This is a genomic window from Mycolicibacterium palauense, from assembly GCF_002592005.1.
Taxonomy (GTDB): Bacteria; Actinomycetota; Actinomycetes; order Mycobacteriales; family Mycobacteriaceae; genus Mycobacterium; species Mycobacterium palauense.
The window spans coordinates 1-19,849 of sequence record NZ_NVQF01000075.1 but is presented as its reverse complement, the minus strand read 5'-3'; the positions used below and the strand labels follow the sequence as shown (position 1 = coordinate 19,849).

Genomic DNA, 19,849 nt, shown 5'->3' with positions numbered 1-19,849 from the left:
CGGAGGCGGCACATAGAATCGCAATTATGTTCGAAGTGGATGACTTACCGACGGTCGAGGCGGTGATGTCGGGCTCGGATGCGGACCTGGTCGACGCCGTCTGCGCGGCCGCACGGTTCGAGTCGGCCACCATGGCGCGGAAACTGGCCGCGGTCAACGAGCTCTACTGTCGCCGGCTCGCACAGCAGCCACCCGACGAGGACGAGCTGCGCGGCCTGTGGCAGATCGACATCTGGGATCAGGTCGCCGCCGAACTCAGCGCGGCACTGCGGATCACCCGGGGCCGGGCCTCGGGACTGCTCCGGGTGGCCACCGCGCTGGCCGAGCGGCTGCCCCGGGTGGCGGCGGTGTTCGCCGCGGGGGACACCAGCTACCGGGTGGTGGACGCGATCGTCTCGCGCACCAACCTGATCGACTCCGATGAGGACGCCGCCCGGGTCGACGCGCTGCTGGCCAAGCGGGTGGGCCGGTGGAACAAGTACTCCGACGCCAAGCTCAACGACCACATCGACTACTGGGTCCTGACCGTCGACCGGCTCGCGAAGCGGGTTCCGAAGAAGGCCGCCCAGGAACGTTGCGTCGGCGTGGGCCGCGACCAGGACGGGCTGGCCGAGCTGTGGGGCACGCTGCGGGCACCCGACGCGCTGGCGATCGACGCCCGGCTCAACGAGCTCGCCGACACGGTGTGCCCCAACGATCCCCGTACCAAGGAGCAGCGCCGCGCGGACGCCACCGGTGCGCTGGCCGCGGGGTCCTCGCGGCTGGAGTGCGAGTGCGGGCAACCGGACTGTCCGGCCGCCGGTGACGACGCCGCCACGGGGACCAACGTGGTGATCCACCTGCTGGCCCAGGCCGATGCGCAGGAGAAGGCGGTGGGGCCGGGTTACATCCCGGGCTTCGGTTTCCTCGACGAGGAGACGCTGCGCGACCTCACCCGCAAGGCCAGTACCCGGTTCCGCACGCTGACCCACCCCGGCGAGGTCGCTGCGGAGGCGGGTTACCGCCCGTCGGCGGCGCTGGCCGCGTTCGTCCGGTACCGGGACCTGACCTGCCGGTTCCCCGGCTGTGACGCCCCGGTCGACGTCTGCGACATCGACCACACCGCACCGTACCCGCTGGGCCCCACGCACGCGTCGAACTGCAAGCTGTACTGCCGTCACCATCACCTGCTGAAGACCTTCGTGGTCGGTCCGGGTGGGTGGCGTGACGAACAGCTGCCCGACGGGTCGATCCGGTGGACTGCCCCGACCGGGCACGTGTACACCACCGAACCGCTTGGTGCGCTGCTGTTTCCGCAGCTCGCCGCCCCGACGGGGAAGCTGGTGATCCCGAAGGCCGTACCCGTTGCGGCGGGGCGCGGGCTGATGATGCCCACCAGGCAGCGCACCCGCGAGCAGGACCGTGCGGCCCGCAAAGCCTACGAGCGCGGGATCAACTACCAGCTGCTGCTCGAGGAGCGGCGGCGCTACGACCCCGACCTGGATCCGCCGCCATTCTAGATCTGCGCCGGCAGGACGTGGTCGGCCACCTTGTCGGTGCTCAGGCACAGCGAGCAGACGAACGCATCGTGCGTCTGACACCTGAGCATGTCGGGTCGCTCGAAATCATGATGGCAGACATGGCATTTGAGGTGTTCGCCGGACGGGTTGCCCAGCTCGTCGTACATCGGCAGGTCGATGCCGTCGTCGGTGCGGCGCAGGTAGTACCTCCCCTTGGTGGCCACCGCGAGGATCGGCGGCAGCACCAGCCCCAGCACGATCGCCACCAGCGGGGAGTAGGGTCGGATCGCCGGGCCCAGCCCGCCGAAGAACGCCACGATGGACACCCCCGCCGCGATCAGCATGGACCCGAACCCGACCGGGTTGATGGCGTAGAGCATGCCGCGGCGGAACTCCGGCTTCATCGGCGAGATCTTCAGCAGGTACTTGTTGAACACGATGTCGGAGGCCACGACCACCACCCACGCCATACCGCAGTTGGCGTAGAAACCCAGGATGGTGTTGAGGAAGTCGAACATGTTGGCTTCCATCAGCGCCAGCGCGATCAGCAGGTTCACCCCCAGGAACACCAGCCGCCCCGGGTAGTGCTTGGTGATCCGGGTGTAGGAGTTCGTCCAGGCCAGCGAGCCGGAATAGGCGTTGGTGACGTTGATCTTGATCTGGCTGATCACCACCAGCACCACGGCCAGCGTCATCGCCAGCCAGGGCGGCAGGAAGTTCTGGTAGATCTCCAGGAACTGGTGCACCGGCTGGTTGGCGATGCCGGCCCCGTCGACCACGTTGGCGATCACGTACACAGCCAGGAACAGGCCGATGATCTGCTTGGCCGCGCCGAAGATCACCCAGCCGGGCCCGGCCAGGATCATCCACGTCCACCAGCTGCGCGAGTTCTCCGGCGTGCGGGGTGGCATGAAGCGCAGATAGTCGATCTGCTCGGCGATCTGGGCGATCAGCGACAGGCACACCCCGGCGGCCAGCAGGATCGAACCCAGGTTCGTCGCCCCGTTGCCCTGCTCGCCCTGGTAGGCGAAGAACGCGTTGACCGACTCCGGGTGGCTGATCACCAGGTAGGCGAACGGCAGCACCATCAGCACCAGCCACAGCGGCGTCGTCCACACCTGCAGCGTGGAGAGCACCTTCATGCCGTAGATGACCAGCGGGAAGATGATCAGTGTGGAGGCGGCGTAGCCGATCGGCAGCGGGATACCCAGGCCCAGCTGTAGGCCCTGGGCCATGATCGAGCCCTCGAGCGCGAAGAAGATGAAGGTGAACGTCGCGAAGATGACGTTGGTGACCACCGAGCCGTAGTAGCCGAAGCCGCTGCCGCGGGTGATCAGGTCCAGGTCGATGTTGTACCGGGCGGCGTAGTAGGCCAGCGGGAACCCGGTGGCGAAGATGACGACCGCGAAGATCGCGATGCCCCACAACGCATTCGTGGTGCCGTAGGCGATGCCGATGTTGGCGCCGATCGCGAAGTCGGCCAGGTAGGCGATGCCACCGAGCGCGGAGATGCCCACCACCCGGGTCGACCACTTGCGGTAGCTGCGCGGGGCGAAGCGCAGCGTGTAGTCCTCCAGCGTCTCCTTGGTGGCGGTCAGCGTGTCCAGATCCGCCTCGTCGAGGAGACGCTGGTCGGGCACCGAATCGTCGTTGACGTCCTGGGTCATGGCGCGAAGGTAGGTGTGGTGTGTTTCGCCACTGTCACAACGATGTTCCGGCCGAAAACCTGTGCGTTGACTGGAGAGTCAATAGCGGTGTGGTACCTGTGGTGGATGCCCCGGCGCGCCACTGTTCTCACGACCTTGGCGGTACTGGCCGTCGTGGTGTATGCGGCGATGTGGATCGGCTATGTGGCCAACTGGGCGTGGCTGAGCGCCGTCGACACCTGGTGGCTGAACTTCTTCGACAACCTGGCGGCGGGGTCGTCGGCCTGGGTGACGGGCTGGCATCTGTTCTGCACCGTGTTGGGCCCCATGGTGTTCCGGATCGTGGCGCTGGTGGTGATCGTCGTGCTGCTGGTGCGGCGGCGTCTGCAGCCGGCGCTGTTCCTGGTGATCAGCGTGGAGCTCAGCGGCCTGGTCACCGAGGTGGCCAAGCGGCTGGCCGACCGCCCGCGCCCGGCCACCGAGATGGTCTTCGCCTACGGGTCGTCGTTTCCGTCCGGGCACGCGCTGGGCGTGATGGTCAGCGTGCTGGCGCTGTTGACCGTGTTCCTGCCGATGGTGGGGCCACGCTGGCGGATACCGCTGATGATGCTGGGGGCGGTGGTGGTGCTGGCGATCGGGGTGGGGCGGGTCGCGCTCAACGTGCACCACCCGTCGGACGTGGTCGCCGGATGGGCTCTGGGCTACCTGTACTACCTGCTGTGCCTGCGGCTGGTTCCGCCGGTCCCGGCGGTCACGGACGAGGCCGGAACACCGGTAGCGCCCGGTACAGCGAGGTGAAGCTCACCGAGTCGAGTTCCTCGCCGACCTCGCCGTCACGGGCCACCGCGGTCGGGCCGTCGGGGACGGTGAAGGCGAACTGCGGTACCTGCAGCTCGTGATACAGCGGGCTGCGCTGCAGCCGGCCGAGCGCCAGCGACACCAGGATGCGGATGCGGGCGAACCTGCGGCCGAGTTCCAGGAAACGGACGTCGAGCTGTCCGTCGTCCATCCTGGTGCGCCGGGACGGCGCGAATCCGGTAGGCAGGTAGACCGAGTTGCCGAGGAAGAACAGCGAGGTCCGCACCGTCTTGTTGTCGTAGCGGATGCGCACCGGCTGGCCGCGGCGCAGGGTGTGCAGCATGGCGTAGAGGCCCGCCAGCGGCTTGCCGATACGGTGCTCGTACTTCTCCCGGGTCTGCACGAACATCGGGTAGGCGCCGATGCTGGCGGTGTTGATGATCATGTGCGTCTCGTTGAGGCGCACCAGGTCCACACAGGACACCTCGCCGTCGCGGATGGCGGCGACGGTCTTGGCGACGGTGTCGCAGCCGATGTCCTTGGCGAAGTGGTTGAAGGTGCCGCCCGGGAACACCGCCAGTGGCAGGCCCGCATCCACCGCCACCGCCGCGGCCGCCGAGACGGTGCCGTCGCCGCCGCCGACCGCCAGCACCTCGGCGCGCCCGGCGGCGTCACGCAGCTCGGCGCCCGGGTCGTCGTCGGGGCCGAGCTCGACGATCTCGGCGTCGGGAAGCGCGGCGTGGACCTCGTCGATCACCCGGGCGCCGGTGCCGCTGCCCGAGGCCGGATTGACCACCAGCACCACGCCGCGCCCGGTGGGTCGTTCGGGGGTGTCGACGACCAGCGGTTCGGTGGCCGGCAGGGTCGCCTCGACGACCGGGGGGACCAGGCGTCCGCCGAGCACGGCCATGCCCGCGCCGATGCCGAACCCGGCGATGACGTCACCCGGGTAGTGCGCGCCCGTCGCCACCCGGGACAGCCCCACCAGGCCGGCCAGCAGGGCCAGCCCGAAGCCCAGCGGCGGGCTCTCCAGGCCGACACCGACGGCGAACGCGGCGGCGCTGGCCGAGTGGCCCGAGGGCAGCGAGTTGGAGGTGGGGAAGCGGCGGATCTGGCGGGGCAGCGGCACCGAGGTGCGGTTGGGACGGGGGCGCCTCCAGATGCGTTTGGCCAGCTGGTTGGTGAGCAGGCTGGTGGCGGCCAGGGTGAGCACACCGCGGGCGGCGCCGCGGGTGGCCTTGGGGTTGCCCGAGGCGGCCAGCGCGGCGGCGAGGACGAACCACAGCTTGGAGTGGTCGGCGGCCCTGGTCAGCGGCGGCATCACCGTGTCCAGCAGCGGCGTGGGGGAATCGGCGACGGCCTCGAAGACCTCGCGGTCCAGCGTCCCCAGCCCCTGGGTGATCTGGTGGATGCCTTTGGTGCGTTGCCAGGGGAGGGTGCGCATGGGCTCCAACGTAGCGGGCGCGCGGGGCGTGCCGGGCCGGGGTGACTTGTCCGGGCGCGGGATCGCTGTAGGTTGCTGGCCAGGGAGTTCGTGTGGGCGCTGGGAGAGCTGAAATGGGGTTGAGCCTCGTCGACGTGCGAGAATGGGACCCGGGGTCGATTTCGGAGGTCTCCACAGCGGCCAGCGTCCGCGCGGCCGAGACTCGCTGGTCATCAAGGGCCCTTGGCGCGGAGCTCACAGCCGTGAATTGGCAGGGGCACGCAGCCGACGCGGCCAGGGCACGCATGACGTCCATTCGGTCAGACCTGGCCCGTCATGCCGCCGAATGTGAATTCGTCAGCAAGCTCACGGCTCAGTCCGCCGCAATGCTGACCCAGGTCAAGTTCAACCTCGCCAACGTCGCGTCCTACGCCGCGGCCAACGATCTGCACATCGACTATGGCAGCGGTGATGTCTGGTTTGACGAGAAGCCAGGCATGACACCGGCACAGACCACGCAGAAATTGCAGCAAGCACAGCTGGTGAGCAGAAAGCTCCGGGACGTACTCGAAGACGCGGACGCCATTGACGACCACCTGGCTCGCGGTCTGGACAACCCGATCGCGGGCGGACCCGAGGACGACGCGGACGGCACGGACGGCCCGCAATTCGTGACCGGTGGCGGCGACGAGCGCAAGCGTGCGTCGGCCGAGGCGTTCGAGGAGATGTTCGGACGGCCACCGAGCAGCGATATCGATTGGGCGACTGCCGATGCGTTGAACCCGGAGAGTTTCGACCCGATCTATCAGGGTGTCCCTCCGGAGATACGGGTTGTCCGGATTCGGCCGGTGCCGGGTCAAGGATTGGTTCGGGTGTCCCAGTTCATCGAACAGCGTGATGTCATCAGCGGTCCCTTCAAACGCGATTTCGGCAACAATCGAACGGCCGACCCAAACTTCGACCCCGAAAACACGAAGGTGACAACGTATATCGACTACGAGAACGGGATCGTGGTGATGCGGCAGAACCCCTCTGTGGAACTCAACCCCGAGGGCGGGCCTGGACAGGTCAAAGTGGGATCCCCCGAGGGACGGGTGTGGCAGGCGCCGGACGGATCGGTGCGCATCCAGTACGACGCTGCCAATCCGTTCGCGCCGGGGATCTCGAAGAATCCGCCTGGGCCGCTCGGCGACAACGCTTGGACGGTCAACGGCGACCTGGTTTTCACGCCGCAGGCCGGGGGTGTGCGCGTCGACGGGACGCGAACCGACTATCCGTCGATGGAGGTTTACCAGGACTATCCCGACGGCCATACCCGCACGGTCTTGATCGATCCCGCCCAATCCGGCCGCTCTTGGGGGCCGGCGGCGAATCTGCCGTTCCACCACGACATCGGACTTGGCGGTGAGGCCTTCCGGCCGTTCAACGAGCGGAACGATGAATACGATGTGCCCGGGCCGCCCAAGCCCTCGACGGAGTTCGGCTCGGTGTCGGAACCGCCAGTCGTCCCCGCCCCACCGACGTCAGGAACCCAGGTTTGAGTAGAGCAGCGATTCGGGGTGTGAGTAGCAGAGACGCCCGATTCTGGAACGCCGCAATGTGGTCCGCGCCGCTCGCCGTGCCGGTAGTGCTCGGCGTGATGCTGTTGGTGCTGTGGGTTCTTGGGAAGCTGGCGGTCTTCGACAGTCAGGAGAATGAAGCGATGCTGATCTTGGTATCAGCGCTGGCGGTCTGCCTCGGTTCGGCGGGCGTTGCGGAGGTGCTGATGCGCTCGGAAACGTCGCGTGTGGCCGGGCTCGGCATGGCCGTACTAGGCGGCGGTATGGTCGTGCTGGCCGGTGGCGTGGCGTTCGCGGCGCTGGCGTTGATCTGAGGGCGGGGTCTTTGTCTATCGACGATGCAGCGGTTTCGGCGCCGCTGGCGGGCGTGAAGGGCTTCGCGGCTGAGCTAGCCAATATTCTGCTGTTGCTGTTGGCGGTGACGATCCTCTTCGTCGGGACTTTCCGGTACTACGAATGGATTCTGGCCGTCCTGGTCAGCGACCTCGCCGTCGCGGTGTTCCTCCGGCGGCGTGGCTGTGCACTGGCCGAGATCGGCCGTGGTCTGCTGCTCGCCTGGTGGTCGATTCCATTGTCCGTGGCAGTAATTGGTGTGGGGATCGCAGTGGCTCACGCCATCGGACCGCTGTAGGTTCGGCTAGCCTGGCAACTACGAACACATGGTCTTCGGTCAGGCTGCGAACACACCTCTTCCGGAATGGGCTCACTAGTATCGCGAAGATGGCGGTGATGACGGCATCGCCGTGGATGTTGAGGTGACACCTGGGGTGACTTTGGGCGCTGCCGGAATCAGCCGATGAGGTTGGTGTCGGGCCAGCCGGGGTAGGGCGGCAATGTCGGGTAGTCCGAGCGGGGATGCACGCCGGCGCGTAGGAACCGGCGGCGGTCGGGTGGGTCGGGGGCGGCGTCGCTGCAGAGTTGGCCGTCGGCGATCTGGGTGGGCCATTCGTCGGGGTAGTCGAGCTTGCCGGTGCCTGCGTGGCTGGTCAGGAGTCCGACAATGTGCCATCCGTCGAAGACGTCGGTCTTCGGTGACCGTGCCGGCCCGGCTTGAGGTGGCAGCTCGGTGCCGCCCGGCACCTGCTGTAGGGCTATCCACAGAACGCGGACACCGTCGACGGGGTCGACCGGCTCGGTGTTGGGGTAACCGAAGTTGCCGTCGCCGAAATCGTAGGCGCTGGTGTACGAGCTGTAGTCACAGACGATGGCGGTGGTCTGACGGTTCGGCGGGTTTGAAACGGTGCGCAGAAGGTGGTAGCGCTGCGTGCCGACGATGGGATGGGGTGCCGGAGACGGGCTGAATGTTCTTCGCTGTTGAGTGCTCGTGGGTCCTGTCAGCGAGTCCGGCGGGACGGCAGCCTCGAAGCCGGGGTACGCGAAAGCGATGTCTGCATTGGCGTTGACGAGGAAGCGGGACTCCACGTAGGCGCGGACGGCGACCGCCGGCTGGCTGAGGAGGTCGATACCTGGCCCCGCGCTCCACACTGCGGAGTCTTGTGCCGCGAGGCCTGTCCACGGGATAGTCTCAACTGTCGTCGTTGGATTATCTTGTGGAGCTGGGCTATTGCTGCATGCCGAGACGGCAATAACTCCCGCGACGAATGCGCAGCGGCGGAACCCTATGTCTGCTGCTCTCACGTTGCTTGCTTTCTTCGGCGCCGGCTATTCCGGCCAGCCGGGAACCGCGGGCTCTACGGGTGGGGCGGTGGTAAGGACCGTCTTGCCGCGCATGTCGCGATCCGCAGCGTCGAGTGGATAGCGGTCGAGGCATTGCTGACGCAAGGCGTTCTCGGCGGCCTGAGCCTCTTTCAGAGATTGCGTCGAACCTGAACTCCCGCTTTGATCGCTGGCAAGGTCAGCGCTGTCCCAGCTGGCGAACTCCTCGGCTCCCGTCACAAACCAAGGGCCGAAGACGTCGGTGCGGGGTTCGGGTAGCGGACCTTCCTGTGGCTCTGCGGGGGAGGCGGGGTTGGTAGTCCCGCTACGGGGGTCGCGGTTACTGAAATCGATCCGCCGAACAGTCATGTTCTGTGCATCGCCGGGAGGTAGTCCTGGCTCGAACATGAGCGGAACGAAGTCTGTCGAGCCTTGTGCTTGCCGATAGACGTGGTAGGTAGCGTCGCAGACTATAGCCCGGAATCCTGCGGCAAGCGGATCCAGATGGAGTATATGCAGCTCCTCATTGCCGGAGATGCGTTGGCCTGGTTCGAAGTAACGTCGGGCAGCGCGAAGGCCTCGGATGTCGCGGATTTGGTATGGGATCTCCAACACGTCCGCGGCCCCAGCATCGACGGATGGAGGGGTGGCGCGGACATATCCAGGATAGGCCGCGTCGAGATTGTTGGTATACCGGACGAGCAGCCATGATTCCAGGTAGGCACGAACTGGTACCGGCTCTCCGGAAGTCAGGTTGATATCTGGTTCAGCAGACCACTGGAAACGGAAGTCGCTCAAAGCATCTGGCCATTTCTCCTGTGTCGTGGTTTGCTGGGCCGGCGAGGTCGGCTGCGGGGAGGGTGCGGAACTGCACGCCGCGATGAGAACTATCAGGGCAGCTGCAACCGACGTCACTCGGGTACCCGTACGACGCTGCATGGTAGGCGGTGTCATTTCGTTCGCCGCTCCGGTGGCTTGATCTGGTCGAACTCGCCCTCAGATACGTAGATCGAAGCCTGATAGGCGTTGGACCACTTCAAGTAGGGGAACTCGTTGTGGCCTGTGATCTCGGATAGATAGTTCTCGACATACCGCTGGTTGGGATCCCCAACGAGCTCGCCGTTCACTATGTCGTCACCTAGGAGGGTCAGGTCGCCGACCTTCTCGTGAACCAGATAGCTCGCGATCGTTTTCGTCATGTCGTCCATATCACGTAGCTGCATCGGTGTCATTGTGCCGGGAGTTGGAGGATCGCCAACAAACAAGTCACGCAGCGGATCACCGGGCAAGGCGTCATAGATATTGACGGCTTCCTGCAGTCGCGGTATCGCCTCGGCAGTGTCGTGGGCGGCGTCGAACCACTCAGCGTTCTTCTCCCACGCGGCATAAGACGCTTCGTACTTGTCCTTGCCGGAGTCGAGTTGATGAATGTACTCGCCCATGTCCATCGAGCCCTGTAGCTTGCCGGCGGCCTGGAGAGCTTCCCCGTTGGGGATCTCTCCGTGGGCAAGGCCTTGGGAGTAGTCGGCTACATACGCCTTGGCGACGTTGGCAGCAGCCTGGTTGAAGTGATCGCCCGCAGCCTCGTCGGAGTCGATGACGGCGAAGAGGCCACGCATGTTGTTGGCGTTCGCTCCGGTGTCGAGCGGATCAAAGCCGCTGGTGCCGTCGAGGTTGTAGCCGGCCATGTCGTCGATGTAGGGAACGTTTGCGGCTCCAAGCGCGTGCACCAGCTCGGGATTGACCTCGCCCAACGACTGGGTGCCCGCCATGTTGAGCAATTCTTGGTAGTGCTGGCCCGCGTAGGCGTCGAAGGCGTGCATCGTCTCACCGGCACGCACGGATGTGTCGGTGACGTTGGGGAAAAGCGAGCCGGCCGCGGTCCCGTCGTCGGCCCAGTCATGACGGTACAGATCGCTGATGAACTGGTTATTCGGTGGGTTGCCGTTGACGGCGGCGACTGCGTCGTGGACGGCAACCGGATCATTCGATGCGGTGACGAGGAGCTCTTGCAGCGTGGGGTCGAGGTTCTGGTGGCCCCAGTCATTGTCGTAGTTGGGCCACACGTCGCTCTGGAAGTCGCGCAGGAGTTCTTGCGATTCGGCCAGCATTCCAACGTTGAGCGCGCTGCCGCGTTGCAGGTCCGGATATCCGTATTGGGCGATCTTGGCGATGTCACGGTACTCGTCGAGGTATTTGTAGGGCTTGTTGTAGTCCGGCGGCATCCATGTGCGGGACCCATCGGGGTTGGTGATCCATTCGCCGCTGGGGTCATTGCGCAGGGGGGCGTCGAAGATGTCCTGAATGCTCTGCGGCAGGTTTTCCTTGCCGCCGGTCGCCGGCACGTAGCCGTGCTCCCCGGGCTTGATGTTCGGGTCGACGACGTCGGTGTGGATTCGGTCGCTGCCCACCAGGTGTAGGGCGTCGGAGACAGCGCGGGCTTCATTCGTCGGCAGCCGCTCCAGGATGGCCCGAATCTCGGCCGGTGACTTGTCGTCGAGGGAATGTGACAGTCCGGTGAGGTACGCCATGCGTTCGGGCGAGATGCCGAGATCCCCACTGTCGAGCGCCGCCTTCTCCTCGGGGCTCAGGTCGGTGGCTTCGGACAGGCGTTGTGATTCGTCCGCGTCAAGTTGGCCGTCGGACAGGGATTCGCCGTCGGCGGCGCCGACGGCCTCTGCCTGGTCTATGTCGTTCTTCTTCTTGTCGTCCTCGCTCTTGGCGGCTTCGTCATCGCCGAGCGCGCCCGCCGGGTCGTCGCCTTGGCTGTCGTCGGACCCACCGATCTTGTTGTCGAGTCCGTCGGCGAGGTAGTCGTCGACTTTTCCGGCGTCTTCGACCACTTCATCGAGCTTTTGGCTGACTTCGTGGGCCTGCTGGACCTTGCGATCGATTTCGGCCTGTGTCATGCCTGGGGGTGCGTCGAACGAGACTTCGCCGGTGGCGTAGTCGATGTGCAGGTCGTTGGCCGCGGCGTAGTCGGCGATGTTCTGCAGGTTGGACCGGACCTGGCGCAGCATGTCCGCGGAGTGCGCGGTGACTTGGCCGACGTGCTCACACTCGGCGGCGTGGCTGTTGAGGTCGTCGCGGATCGCCGACATCTTCTTGCGCGCTGCGTCGGCGGCGAAGCCCTCCCAGGTCACCGAGTCGATCTCGGTGCCCAAGGCGTCGGACACCGAACGGGTGTCGGAGGCGCGGCTGGTGGCGGCGTCGGATACTGCGGTGATTGAGGCAGGGTCCCACTCGCGCACGTCATTGAGGCTTAGCCCCACCCTGCACCTCCACGAAACCGGAACAGCTACCGAGATACTTGCTCACCGCGCGGACGGATACAAGTCACCCCGTGGCAGTTGCTGCGTCCCACTGGGCTCGTCGTCGGGCTGAACCCTAGAGGAGGCCGAGGGTGATGCCGGGGAGGATCAACAGCGAGCACAGCATCCCGTAGGCGAAGGGACGAATCCTCGGGATGAGCATCAGCAGCCCGGCGACGGCGGCGTAGAGGACGATGCCGACGACGAAGGCATACGCGGCGAAGATTGCCGGGACAACACCGGCCATCAGGCCCAGCGTCTGCCAAAGCCAGTCCGGCCGGTAGCTGGTCATACCGCCGCCCCGCTGACTAGGCCCCACACTGCCGCGACCGCGCTGACGGTCGTGAACGACGTCGCCAGCACAGGTCGCCAGAGCCGAGGTTCGCCGCCTCTGCGGCGCATGGTCGCGAAAACGATGAGCCCGCAGACGAACAGCACGGCGATAGCGGGCCACACGAACTCCCAACCGACGGCGGCCAACGCGGCGAGTAGCCCGCCCAGGATTCCAGATGGGGCTGCGACAGACGGGGCGAAGCGATAGTCAGTAGTGGTCATGGCGCTCTCAGTCTTGTGCCCAACGCTTCGGATACCTCGGTGATCGAGGCAGGTTCCCACTCGCGCACGTCATTGAGGCTTAGCTCCCACCCTGCACCTCCACGAACCCCGACCAGCTAAACGAGATACTCGCTCACCGCACGGATGGATACAAGTCACCGTGGCGGCGCATTCACCAACCTGACAGGACGTGCTGTTTCCCCGCGACACCACAAATGTCGACGGGGCGCCGATGCAGATTCTGTTGGGCAAGATTGCACTGGTCACGCTCCTGATCGTCGGTGTCTCGCTAGTCGTCATCACCTCCAGGAGTGGGTTCACAGGGATCGCGCGGATGGCGGTGACGGCGGTGATTGTGGAGGGAATCGAAATCAGCAGTCAGGTAGGACAAGCAGTGTCCAATGCCTCAAGTTCGTCGCGGAAAGATTGGTCAATTCTTGCGTAGTCCGCGACCCAATCTGGTTGTTTGCCTGGGCTCGGAGGGCTTTCAGCGAGGCTGCGACTCGCAATCGCCGACGCCTGATGTGCGAGGTCCGCTGCGCGATGAGCGTGATCGGATAGTGCTGGCTGAGTGATGGCCTCTGCGAGTTGGCCGAGGTGGTCCGCCCACTCCGCGTAGTCGTCGCCGGCGGGTGGGTCGGGATTGTCAAAGCCGGTTGCGGTGGCCATCCGGTGGTTGAACTCGTTGTTGTAGTCGATCATCGCGCGAGCACTCCGACACGAGTCATCTGCCCCTCTGGCAAGGACCAGCAATACTATTGCGCTCGCTGTGATCAGTACCGCCACAGTGGCGGTGATGATCATGAACGACTTTCGCCTCATCGCGGCGGGTGATGGCCGACCGAACTCGGTGGTTCGGAGCCGCCGTAGCTGACGGCCTGGGTGGCACCGGAATAGCATCCGGCGGGGGTACACACCTCAGGTTCCCGACTTGTCGGGCCCATCCGACTTCGGCCCCGGCACGATGATCCGCCGTGTGGCGATGGGCTTCACCTCATCGTCGGTCTTGTTCTCGTTCTTGGTGACAGGGGGAGTCGGAGGCACGGTGAGGCGCCCCTGGATCGGCGCGCCGTTCCTCACAGTCGGTGGGACGACGCGTTTCGTGTCGGTCTTGGCGTCCTTGCCTTCTCCACCGCCCTGACCGGCCAGGCCGTGCATCATGCCGGGGGGAATCATGCCCATGCCGCCACCGCCCATCATGGGGGCGGTGGTCTGAGCCGCTGCGGCCGGCGCGACCGCCAGCGCCGCGGCGCGGCCCGCCGTCGGCACAGTGCCCCCGATCGGAGTGGCGGGTGGGCCGAGCATCGCGCTCGGTGAAGTGCCGCCACCCCCACCGCCGGCGGATCCGCCACCACCCCCGGCGCCTTCACCTAAATCGGCTCCGTAAGGGTCCAATCCGGCGGCATCAAGTGCTGCCTGGTCGATCGGTTCGGCCGCCAGCGTGCCGCCCATCTGCTGCATGGCGCCCATGCCCGTCTGCATGAGCCCCTGCGCTGCCTGTCCCAACTGCTGCGGGATCTGCATCAACGGTTGCATGGCGCCGCCGAGGGCTCCGGCGATGCCGCCCGCGAGTCCGGAGATCATCTGCGGAATCTGTTGGGCCATCTGCGAAGCCTGGTCGGCGCCCTGCTGGGCAACCTGCTGTCCGCCTTCGCCGGCGACCTGGCCAAGCTGGGCTGCCGACTGTTCTTCGTTGGCAGCGAACCCGGCGGCGGCACCGCTGAGACCGGCGCTGCGTTCTGCCTGCTGAGTGGTGGCGGTGGTGTTGTCCTGCGGATCGCTTGCATTGGCGGCAAGGTTCAAAATGGCCAATGCCTGTTCGAGCGGGCTGGTTCCTGTGATGACCATGTCGGAGGAGATCATGGGCGCAGAGACATTCTGGCCTATGGCTTGAAGATAGTGCTGGATCTCTGCAATCAGCACGCTGATGTCGCTCATGGGGCCTCCGCGCCTTGGCTTGTGAGGGTTAGGGCTTCGAACCAGGCGAAATGATAATGTGCGTTCGTCTTTTCGCCTGCTGCAAGGGCGCTAATCGTTGCTAGGAGTTGCCAGTTACCAACACGGCCGGCATCGACTTCATCGGGGTATGTGTCGAGCACGTCGTCTGCGGCTGACTGAAGGAGTCCACGCAATTGCTCCTTCTCAACTTCAAGGATCCCGCTACCGGCCAAAGCGGCTTTGGCGAGGGTATGAGCGATTCGTGGGAGCCCGTCCCGCCAGTTGGTCGCTTGAGCCAGCTCCCATCTGAGATCGCCTACTTCGTCGGTGTCGCGGGCGCGAATGGAAGTGGTCACTTCGCCGAGCCCATCGGCATCGGGGATGTAGTGGACCGGTTCATAGGCCGCCATTGCGCTAGTCTCGCCGAGCAACGTAAGGATGTCGTTGCGGCGGTCGGCCGGGGGCAAGAGGTTGACGCCAGTAGGGATATCGACGTGGGGCGGAATCCAGCCGGATGCAAGGTCAGTTACCAGTAACGTCGTGCCATCCGTCTTATCCCCGATCGCCCAGTTGAGGTTGGGCTCCTGGATGGCGACGAAATCCAGGAGTAGCTTGAGGCGTTCTTGGGCAACAGCTTGAGCCGAGAGGGCGCCCGCAACCGCGCCCGCGGTAGTCGCTGTTAGAGCACCGCTTCCGGTTCCGGTTGCTGAGGCCGGCTGCCCCGGAATAGGGCCACCTGTCGATCTGACGAGGGGTGTTTGCGCAGCGGGGTTTCCTGGCTGCGATCCTGCGGGGTTCGTGGGTGGCGGGGCCGACGATGGTGCGGAACTGGCGGGCCCCGGTGCGGCCGGTGAGGTTGCGGTCGGCGGGCGGAGGTCGGCACCGTAGGCGGGGAGTGGTCCCTGGCTCGTGGGCCCAGCCGACAGCGCACTCCCGGTGGGGCCTGGAGTTGTGGTTGGCGTAGCCGATGTCGGCGAAGCGGTCGGCGCTGACGAAGTCGGTGTTGTCGGCGCTGGCTGAGTTGACGAGTGGGCCATGTCCGCCACGGTTCCAGCTCCGCTGGAAGGCGCCGTAGATCCTCCTGAATAGGGCGCAGTCAATGGGTTGGTTCCCGGCGTGTACGTCTGAGGCGCGTTGGTGACGCCGCCGGGATTAGCGAATGGTGCGCCAGAATCCATGCCCCGATTGAAGTTCTCAGCTAGGCCCTTCGGGGTTAGCGCTTCCGGAGGTAATGAGGGGCCCTGGGACGACGGTGTGGGTGTGCCCTGGATTCCGGGTGGAATCGGAGGTCCCGCCGCCGAGCTTGTGGCGGTAGCCGAGGCCCCAGCGTTTGCAGGGACGCCCCCAGGTCCAGTGGGGGTGACGGAGCCGGGGACGCCACCGTTGCCGACCGCAGGCGCCCCGACAGTTCCTGCCGGGGTTGGCTTAGCCGGTGGCGGTGTAGCGCTCGTAACCGTTGTTGGGCCGATGGGGCCGGCACTGCCCTCTGGCTGGGTGGCTGGTGGCCCTGTGCTGCCAGGGGTGCCAGAAAGCACACCGACCGGCTCTGCGCCCGTTTCAGGTGTCTCGACATCTGGTGGTTCCGGTGTCGTTGTTCCAGCTATTGAGCCGGCGGGTGACGGGGCCGGGTCGCCTGGTGCAGCGATGGGTTGTTCCGACGGAACGGACGTACCGCCTGTTGAATCAGTCGCTTGGAGCATTGAATCTACTTGTGCGTTAACATTCTCGCGGCTCTGTGTAACCTGCGCAGACGGAAAACTCTTGCCGTTCGAAGACGCGAATTCGGTAGCAGATGCATCAATCCCCGAAGCGTGTAGAACCTTTTGTATTTCGCCACGAACGTTTTCGATCTGGGTCGCCATCGCCGAGTTTGCCTGTGATTGAGCGTCAAGAATAGCAGTCGTGATCATCGCAGCCTTGACCGCGTTGGCCTTGTTGGACGCCAGAATATCGTGGATCTTCTGGTTCCCGTTGTTCGATATGTGAGTTAGCTGCTCCCGAAGGCTGTTCGTATGATTCACCGAGTTGGAATACGAAGTGCCTTTTGTCTCGTTTTTGGCGGCGAACTCGTTTGCGACCTTTTCACCCAGCGTGAAGGCTTCTCGCGCCGCGTCGGCCGTTGCGCCAGATAGTTCGGCCAATGGTCCATTTCGAATTGACTGGAGAATTCTGGAGTATTCGTCGAATCCGGTATAAATCGCTTTTCGGTTACTGCTCGCACCGCGCAGTGCCTCGACCGACGTGAGGCTGGGCCACTGTGGTCCTACGAGCAGAAACGACCACTCTCCGGGTGGAAGATCCACGATCAACAACCGTCCAGTATCGGTTTCCAGATATCTTTGGTCTGGTCGAAACTCTTGTTGATATCCTCTAGAGGGGTATCTGCAATCTGGTCAAGAACAATATTCATCCACATTGATGCTAGCCGACGTGTTCCTTCGGCCATGTCCTTTGAGGTGGCGGGATTCTGATCGAGTACAAAGAGTAGGTAGTCCGCGCCGGTGAGTAAGAGTATTCGAGAGTTCAGGCCAACTATTAGATAGTTCGGATCTCCGGGAGGGTATGCCGCAGCGCGTTTATCGTTTATTGCGAATGTATCTGACACCTTTTTATGTGCGTCACACATCTCTTGGTTTGCATTTTCAATTTGATCGGCGCTATACGTCAATAAATCGGTGTTGGGCGAAGGCGACGGCCGGAAAAGCGCGACGACTGCGATGGCCAACGCCAGAACCGCGAGCGCGCCGACCACGGAGACTGGCCATCTTGAGGTTCCGCGCGATGTCAGCGAACTCGGTTGCGCCCAGGGCTGTTGTCCGGGCGGCACCATGCCGTACGGATGATTCGACATATGCCGATGGTATCTTCCGTTCGCCATTGCGCTATTCACCCGAGGCGACCGGTCGAACTCGCAAGTCCTAGGTCGTCGCAGTCAGGGCAGGCTAAGCACTTGTTGTACAACCGCAGCATCTCGTAGCCGCAGAGATCGTGTCCAAACCTTGACTTGACCGTCGGCGAGGCTCCTCAGACCATTGGGTGATGCGCCGACTCGTGAGCATGGTGGTCCTTGCTGCCTGCTCGGCGGTGCTCACCCTTGTCTTGGCCGTACCCAGCAGCGCCGAGAATGTCCCCTGGTTCGCCAACCGTGTCGGTAACGCCACCCAGGTGATCTCAGTCGTGGGTACCGGTGGTTCGGACGCCAAGATGGACGTCTGGCAGCGCACGACGTCGGGCTGGCAGCCGGTCGGCTCCGGGATCCCGGCGAAGATCGGCGCCAAGGGCATGTCCCCGAATCACTACGACGGCTCGATGATGACCCCGATGGGGATCTACACCCTCGACTTCGCCTTCGGCACGCAACCCAACCCCGGCAGCGGACTGCAGTATGTCCAGGTGACGCCGGATCACTGGTGGGACGGCGACATGAAGAGCCCGACCTACAACACCATGCAGGTGTGCAAGAAGAACGAATGCCCGTTCAGCACGTCCCTGTCCGACGGCACCGAGAACCTCGACATCCCGCAGTACGCCCACGCTGTCGTGATGGGAGTCAACAAAGAGCGCATCCCCGGCAAGGGCGGGGCCTTCTTCGTACACACGACCGACGGTGGTGCCACGGCCGGCTGTGTGGCCATCGACGACGCCACGCTGGTGAAGATCATGCAGTGGCTGCGGCCGGGGGCGCTGATCGCGATTGCGAAGTAGCTGGCCTTTCCTAACGCAGGGCGGCAACTTACTTGTAGTCGTCTAGAAGTGGATTCCACAGGTCCGCGGTATCCTTGATCTTTCGATCGATTTGACTGGTCGGCAATTCGCCAATTTGATCGATGACGATCTGTGTCCAGGCCGATGCAATCCGCATGGTCGGATCGGCGATGCCTTTGGGCGCGGCGGGATTTTCGGATAGTGCGAGTTGGAGGCGTTCTGCACTTGTCGAAAAAAGAATCCTCGAATTCAATAGAATTGATGGATATATATCGGGTCGCTGGGTGGGTACATATCCCGGCGTTTGTCCTGAAGCGCGAAGGCATTCGCGATGCTGAGGTGCACCTCGCAAAGTTCACGCTTCGCATTGCTGACTTGTTTCGGCGTGTAGTGGGCGGCAGTCTCAGACTGACTGTCCTGGGCCCCCGACTCACCGGTTGAATTCGAACCTGAGCGCGCGAACCCCAGTGCCCCAAACGCTAAGCCCGCCACGCCAACGACAGTCGCCACCGCCACAACTGCCAGCAGCCAGTGCGGTACCCGAGGCCCAGGCGGCGGACCGTAGGGAGGCCAGGGCGCTGACGGTGGTGGACTATGCGGCTGGTTCGTCATGGGCGAATGCTATCCATGGTGGTGCACGGCGAACGGAATGCGCGTCATTTGCAGGCGTCCGCGATCTCTTTCCACAACCTTGTGGACTCGTCATATGCGGCATCCAGCTTCGCGTCATCGGCGTTGGCGATCTGTTCAATGGTGACAAGGTGCCAGAGATTCGATAGCTGTTTGATCTTCATTGCGATGTCAGTCGGTGTTGGCGGGTTGTCGTCCAGCGTCGACCGGACGTAGTTCGACGCGACTTCGAGTCCAAGTCGCGTATTGACTCGCACTGGCAGGTTCTCGGGTGTCCCGGGGGGAAAATTCGCGGCACGCCCTTTGTCGACCGAGATCATATTGGTGGCAGCCGCGAAGGCATCGCAGACCGCGCTCTTCGCGGCCGCTACTTCCGTTGTCGAATACTGCTGCTCGCCACCTGAACTCGAACCTGAGCGGGCGAACCCCAATACGCCGAACACCAATCCCGCGACACCGGCAAGGGTCGAAATTGCGACGACTACGAGCAGCCAGCGCGGTGCCCGAGGTCCCGGTGGCGGACCATAGGGCGGCCAGGGCGCGGAGGACGGTGAGCCATAAGGCTGGTTCGACATGTGTCGAATGTTATCCGGGTGCCACCCAGCCGCTAGTCACTCCGGAGAAATGCGGAGATGTGACCGAAGAGGTAGTCGTGTTACCGAAATCGGGCGCGTGTGTTGTGCTCTGAACTACGGAGCCGCAATCACTTGCACGTCGTCTGGATTGAGTCCCATAGGCCTGACGAACCATTGAGTTCCTCCCGCAGCTTCCCCTGCTGGTCGTCGGATACCTGGCGGAGAGTAATCCGCGGCCAGAGGGTGGTCAGGTCCTGAATCTCGCTGGCCAATGCGGAGGGTCTCGCGGGTTCTTGTCTAGGGCGTGTCTGCTTAATGTGAATGGTGTTGTGCTTGATGCTGTTCAGGTGATCCGGGCTGATGTGATTTCTGATGATTTGTGGTCGTTGATCGAGCCGTTGATGCCCTCGGGGCGGCGGCGCGGTCGTCCCTGGAATGATCATCGGCGCACGTTGGAAGGCATTATCTGGCGTTATCGCACCGGATCTCCGTGGCGTGATCTGCCCGAGCAGTTCGGTGCTTGGCAGTCGGTGGCCGAACGGCATCTGCGCTGG

At 64.3% G+C, this 19,849-nt stretch carries 18 protein-coding genes and 1 pseudogene; 8 read left to right on the top strand and 11 right to left on the bottom strand.

Translation table 11 applies throughout. From position 1 onward, the window contains the following. Positions 1–26: 26 nt before the first annotated feature. Positions 27–1,499 carry an HNH endonuclease signature motif containing protein gene (locus tag CSR00_RS23215; RefSeq protein WP_245906434.1) on the top strand — a complete coding sequence of 491 codons (1,473 nt, stop codon included), beginning with the start codon at positions 27–29 and terminating at the stop codon, positions 1,497–1,499. Here the strand turns inward: CSR00_RS23215 and CSR00_RS23210 are convergent. Beyond that, entirely contained in the window at positions 1,496–3,166 is a 1,671-nt protein-coding gene (locus CSR00_RS23210; protein WP_099024777.1) for a purine-cytosine permease family protein, read from the bottom strand. The two genes, CSR00_RS23215 and CSR00_RS23210, sit on opposite strands and share 4 nt — an antisense overlap. Positions 3,167–3,271: 105 nt before the next feature. Here CSR00_RS23210 and CSR00_RS23205 point away from each other — a divergent pair, with 105 nt between their 5' ends. After that, on the top strand, positions 3,272–3,943 hold the full coding sequence (locus CSR00_RS23205) for a phosphatase PAP2 family protein (protein WP_099024789.1): 672 nt from the start codon (positions 3,272–3,274) through the stop codon (positions 3,941–3,943). On the opposite strand, the gene CSR00_RS23200 is transcribed toward CSR00_RS23205, so the two are convergent. Beyond that, complete coding sequence (locus CSR00_RS23200; protein ID WP_099024776.1) at positions 3,897–5,387, bottom strand: bifunctional phosphatase PAP2/diacylglycerol kinase family protein; 1,491 nt, start codon at positions 5,385–5,387, stop codon at positions 3,897–3,899. The two genes, CSR00_RS23205 and CSR00_RS23200, sit on opposite strands and share 47 nt — an antisense overlap. A gap of 113 nt (positions 5,388–5,500) precedes the next feature. On the opposite strand from CSR00_RS23200, the gene CSR00_RS23195 reads away from it, so the two are divergent. From CSR00_RS23195 to CSR00_RS23185, 3 genes are read left to right on the top strand one after another with little or no spacing between them, the layout of a single operon-like run. Continuing rightward, positions 5,501–6,907 (top strand): Rv0964c family protein, encoded by a 1,407-nt coding sequence (locus CSR00_RS23195; RefSeq protein WP_141564455.1) that lies wholly within the window; start codon positions 5,501–5,503, stop codon positions 6,905–6,907. A gap of 20 nt (positions 6,908–6,927) precedes the next feature. Next, positions 6,928–7,239: a hypothetical protein gene (locus CSR00_RS23190; RefSeq protein WP_141564454.1), complete on the top strand. Its 312-nt coding sequence runs from the start codon at positions 6,928–6,930 to the stop codon at positions 7,237–7,239. Between the two features lie 11 nt (positions 7,240–7,250). Next, positions 7,251–7,556, top strand: coding sequence for a hypothetical protein (locus tag CSR00_RS23185; RefSeq protein WP_141564453.1), 306 nt, complete (start codon positions 7,251–7,253; stop codon positions 7,554–7,556). Positions 7,557–7,714: 158 nt separating this feature from the next. Here the strand turns inward: CSR00_RS23185 and CSR00_RS23180 are convergent, their stop codons facing one another. The 4 genes from CSR00_RS23180 to CSR00_RS23165 all read right to left on the bottom strand — a co-directional run bounded on the left by CSR00_RS23180 (position 7,715) and on the right by CSR00_RS23165 (position 12,184). Then, complete coding sequence (locus tag CSR00_RS23180; RefSeq protein WP_245906432.1) at positions 7,715–8,410, bottom strand: hypothetical protein; 696 nt, start codon at positions 8,408–8,410, stop codon at positions 7,715–7,717. 177 nt (positions 8,411–8,587) lie between these two features. Beyond that, positions 8,588–9,379 carry a hypothetical protein gene (locus CSR00_RS30325; RefSeq protein WP_141564452.1) on the bottom strand — a complete coding sequence of 264 codons (792 nt, stop codon included), beginning with the start codon at positions 9,377–9,379 and terminating at the stop codon, positions 8,588–8,590. 152 nt (positions 9,380–9,531) lie between these two features. Next, on the bottom strand, positions 9,532–11,832 hold the full coding sequence (locus CSR00_RS23170; RefSeq protein WP_099024771.1) for a TPR repeat domain-containing protein: 2,301 nt from the start codon (positions 11,830–11,832) through the stop codon (positions 9,532–9,534). A gap of 136 nt (positions 11,833–11,968) precedes the next feature. Then, entirely contained in the window at positions 11,969–12,184 is a 216-nt protein-coding gene (locus tag CSR00_RS23165) for a hypothetical protein (RefSeq protein WP_099024770.1), read from the bottom strand. 453 nt (positions 12,185–12,637) lie between these two features. Here CSR00_RS23165 and CSR00_RS23155 point away from each other — a divergent pair, with 453 nt between their 5' ends. Beyond that, positions 12,638–12,892 carry a hypothetical protein gene (locus tag CSR00_RS23155; RefSeq protein ID WP_141564451.1) on the top strand — a complete coding sequence of 85 codons (255 nt, stop codon included), beginning with the start codon at positions 12,638–12,640 and terminating at the stop codon, positions 12,890–12,892. Positions 12,893–13,365: 473 nt separating this feature from the next. On the opposite strand, the gene CSR00_RS23150 is transcribed toward CSR00_RS23155, so the two are convergent. From CSR00_RS23150 to CSR00_RS30315, 4 genes and pseudogenes are all read right to left on the bottom strand, one after another. After that, positions 13,366–14,385, bottom strand: a complete 1,020-nt coding sequence (locus CSR00_RS23150) for a hypothetical protein (RefSeq protein WP_099024767.1) — start codon at positions 14,383–14,385, stop codon at positions 13,366–13,368. After that, positions 14,382–14,795 (bottom strand): DUF5631 domain-containing protein, encoded by a 414-nt coding sequence (locus tag CSR00_RS31365; protein WP_141564450.1) that lies wholly within the window; start codon positions 14,793–14,795, stop codon positions 14,382–14,384. Before CSR00_RS31365 ends, CSR00_RS23150 begins: the two co-directional genes overlap by 4 nt. Before the next feature lie 42 nt (positions 14,796–14,837). Beyond that, positions 14,838–15,422 (bottom strand): annotated as a pseudogene (locus tag CSR00_RS31840) (DUF5632 domain-containing protein); the annotation flags it as partial. A 1,268-nt stretch (positions 15,423–16,690) separates the two neighbouring features. Next, a complete protein-coding gene (locus CSR00_RS30315) occupies positions 16,691–17,236 on the bottom strand; it encodes a hypothetical protein (RefSeq protein WP_141564449.1) in 546 nt (181 codons plus the stop codon). Positions 17,237–17,424: 188 nt separating this feature from the next. On the opposite strand from CSR00_RS30315, the gene CSR00_RS23145 reads away from it, so the two are divergent. After that, a complete protein-coding gene (locus CSR00_RS23145) occupies positions 17,425–18,090 on the top strand; it encodes a L,D-transpeptidase family protein (RefSeq protein ID WP_099024766.1) in 666 nt (221 codons plus the stop codon). A 656-nt stretch (positions 18,091–18,746) separates the two neighbouring features. Here the strand turns inward: CSR00_RS23145 and CSR00_RS30310 are convergent. Continuing rightward, a complete protein-coding gene (locus tag CSR00_RS30310; protein ID WP_141564448.1) occupies positions 18,747–19,295 on the bottom strand; it encodes a hypothetical protein in 549 nt (182 codons plus the stop codon). A gap of 347 nt (positions 19,296–19,642) precedes the next feature. Between CSR00_RS30310 and CSR00_RS23140 the strand changes: the two genes are divergently transcribed. Beyond that, positions 19,643–19,849: transposase (locus tag CSR00_RS23140; protein WP_245906149.1), on the top strand; the 207-nt coding region annotated here is incomplete at its 3' end.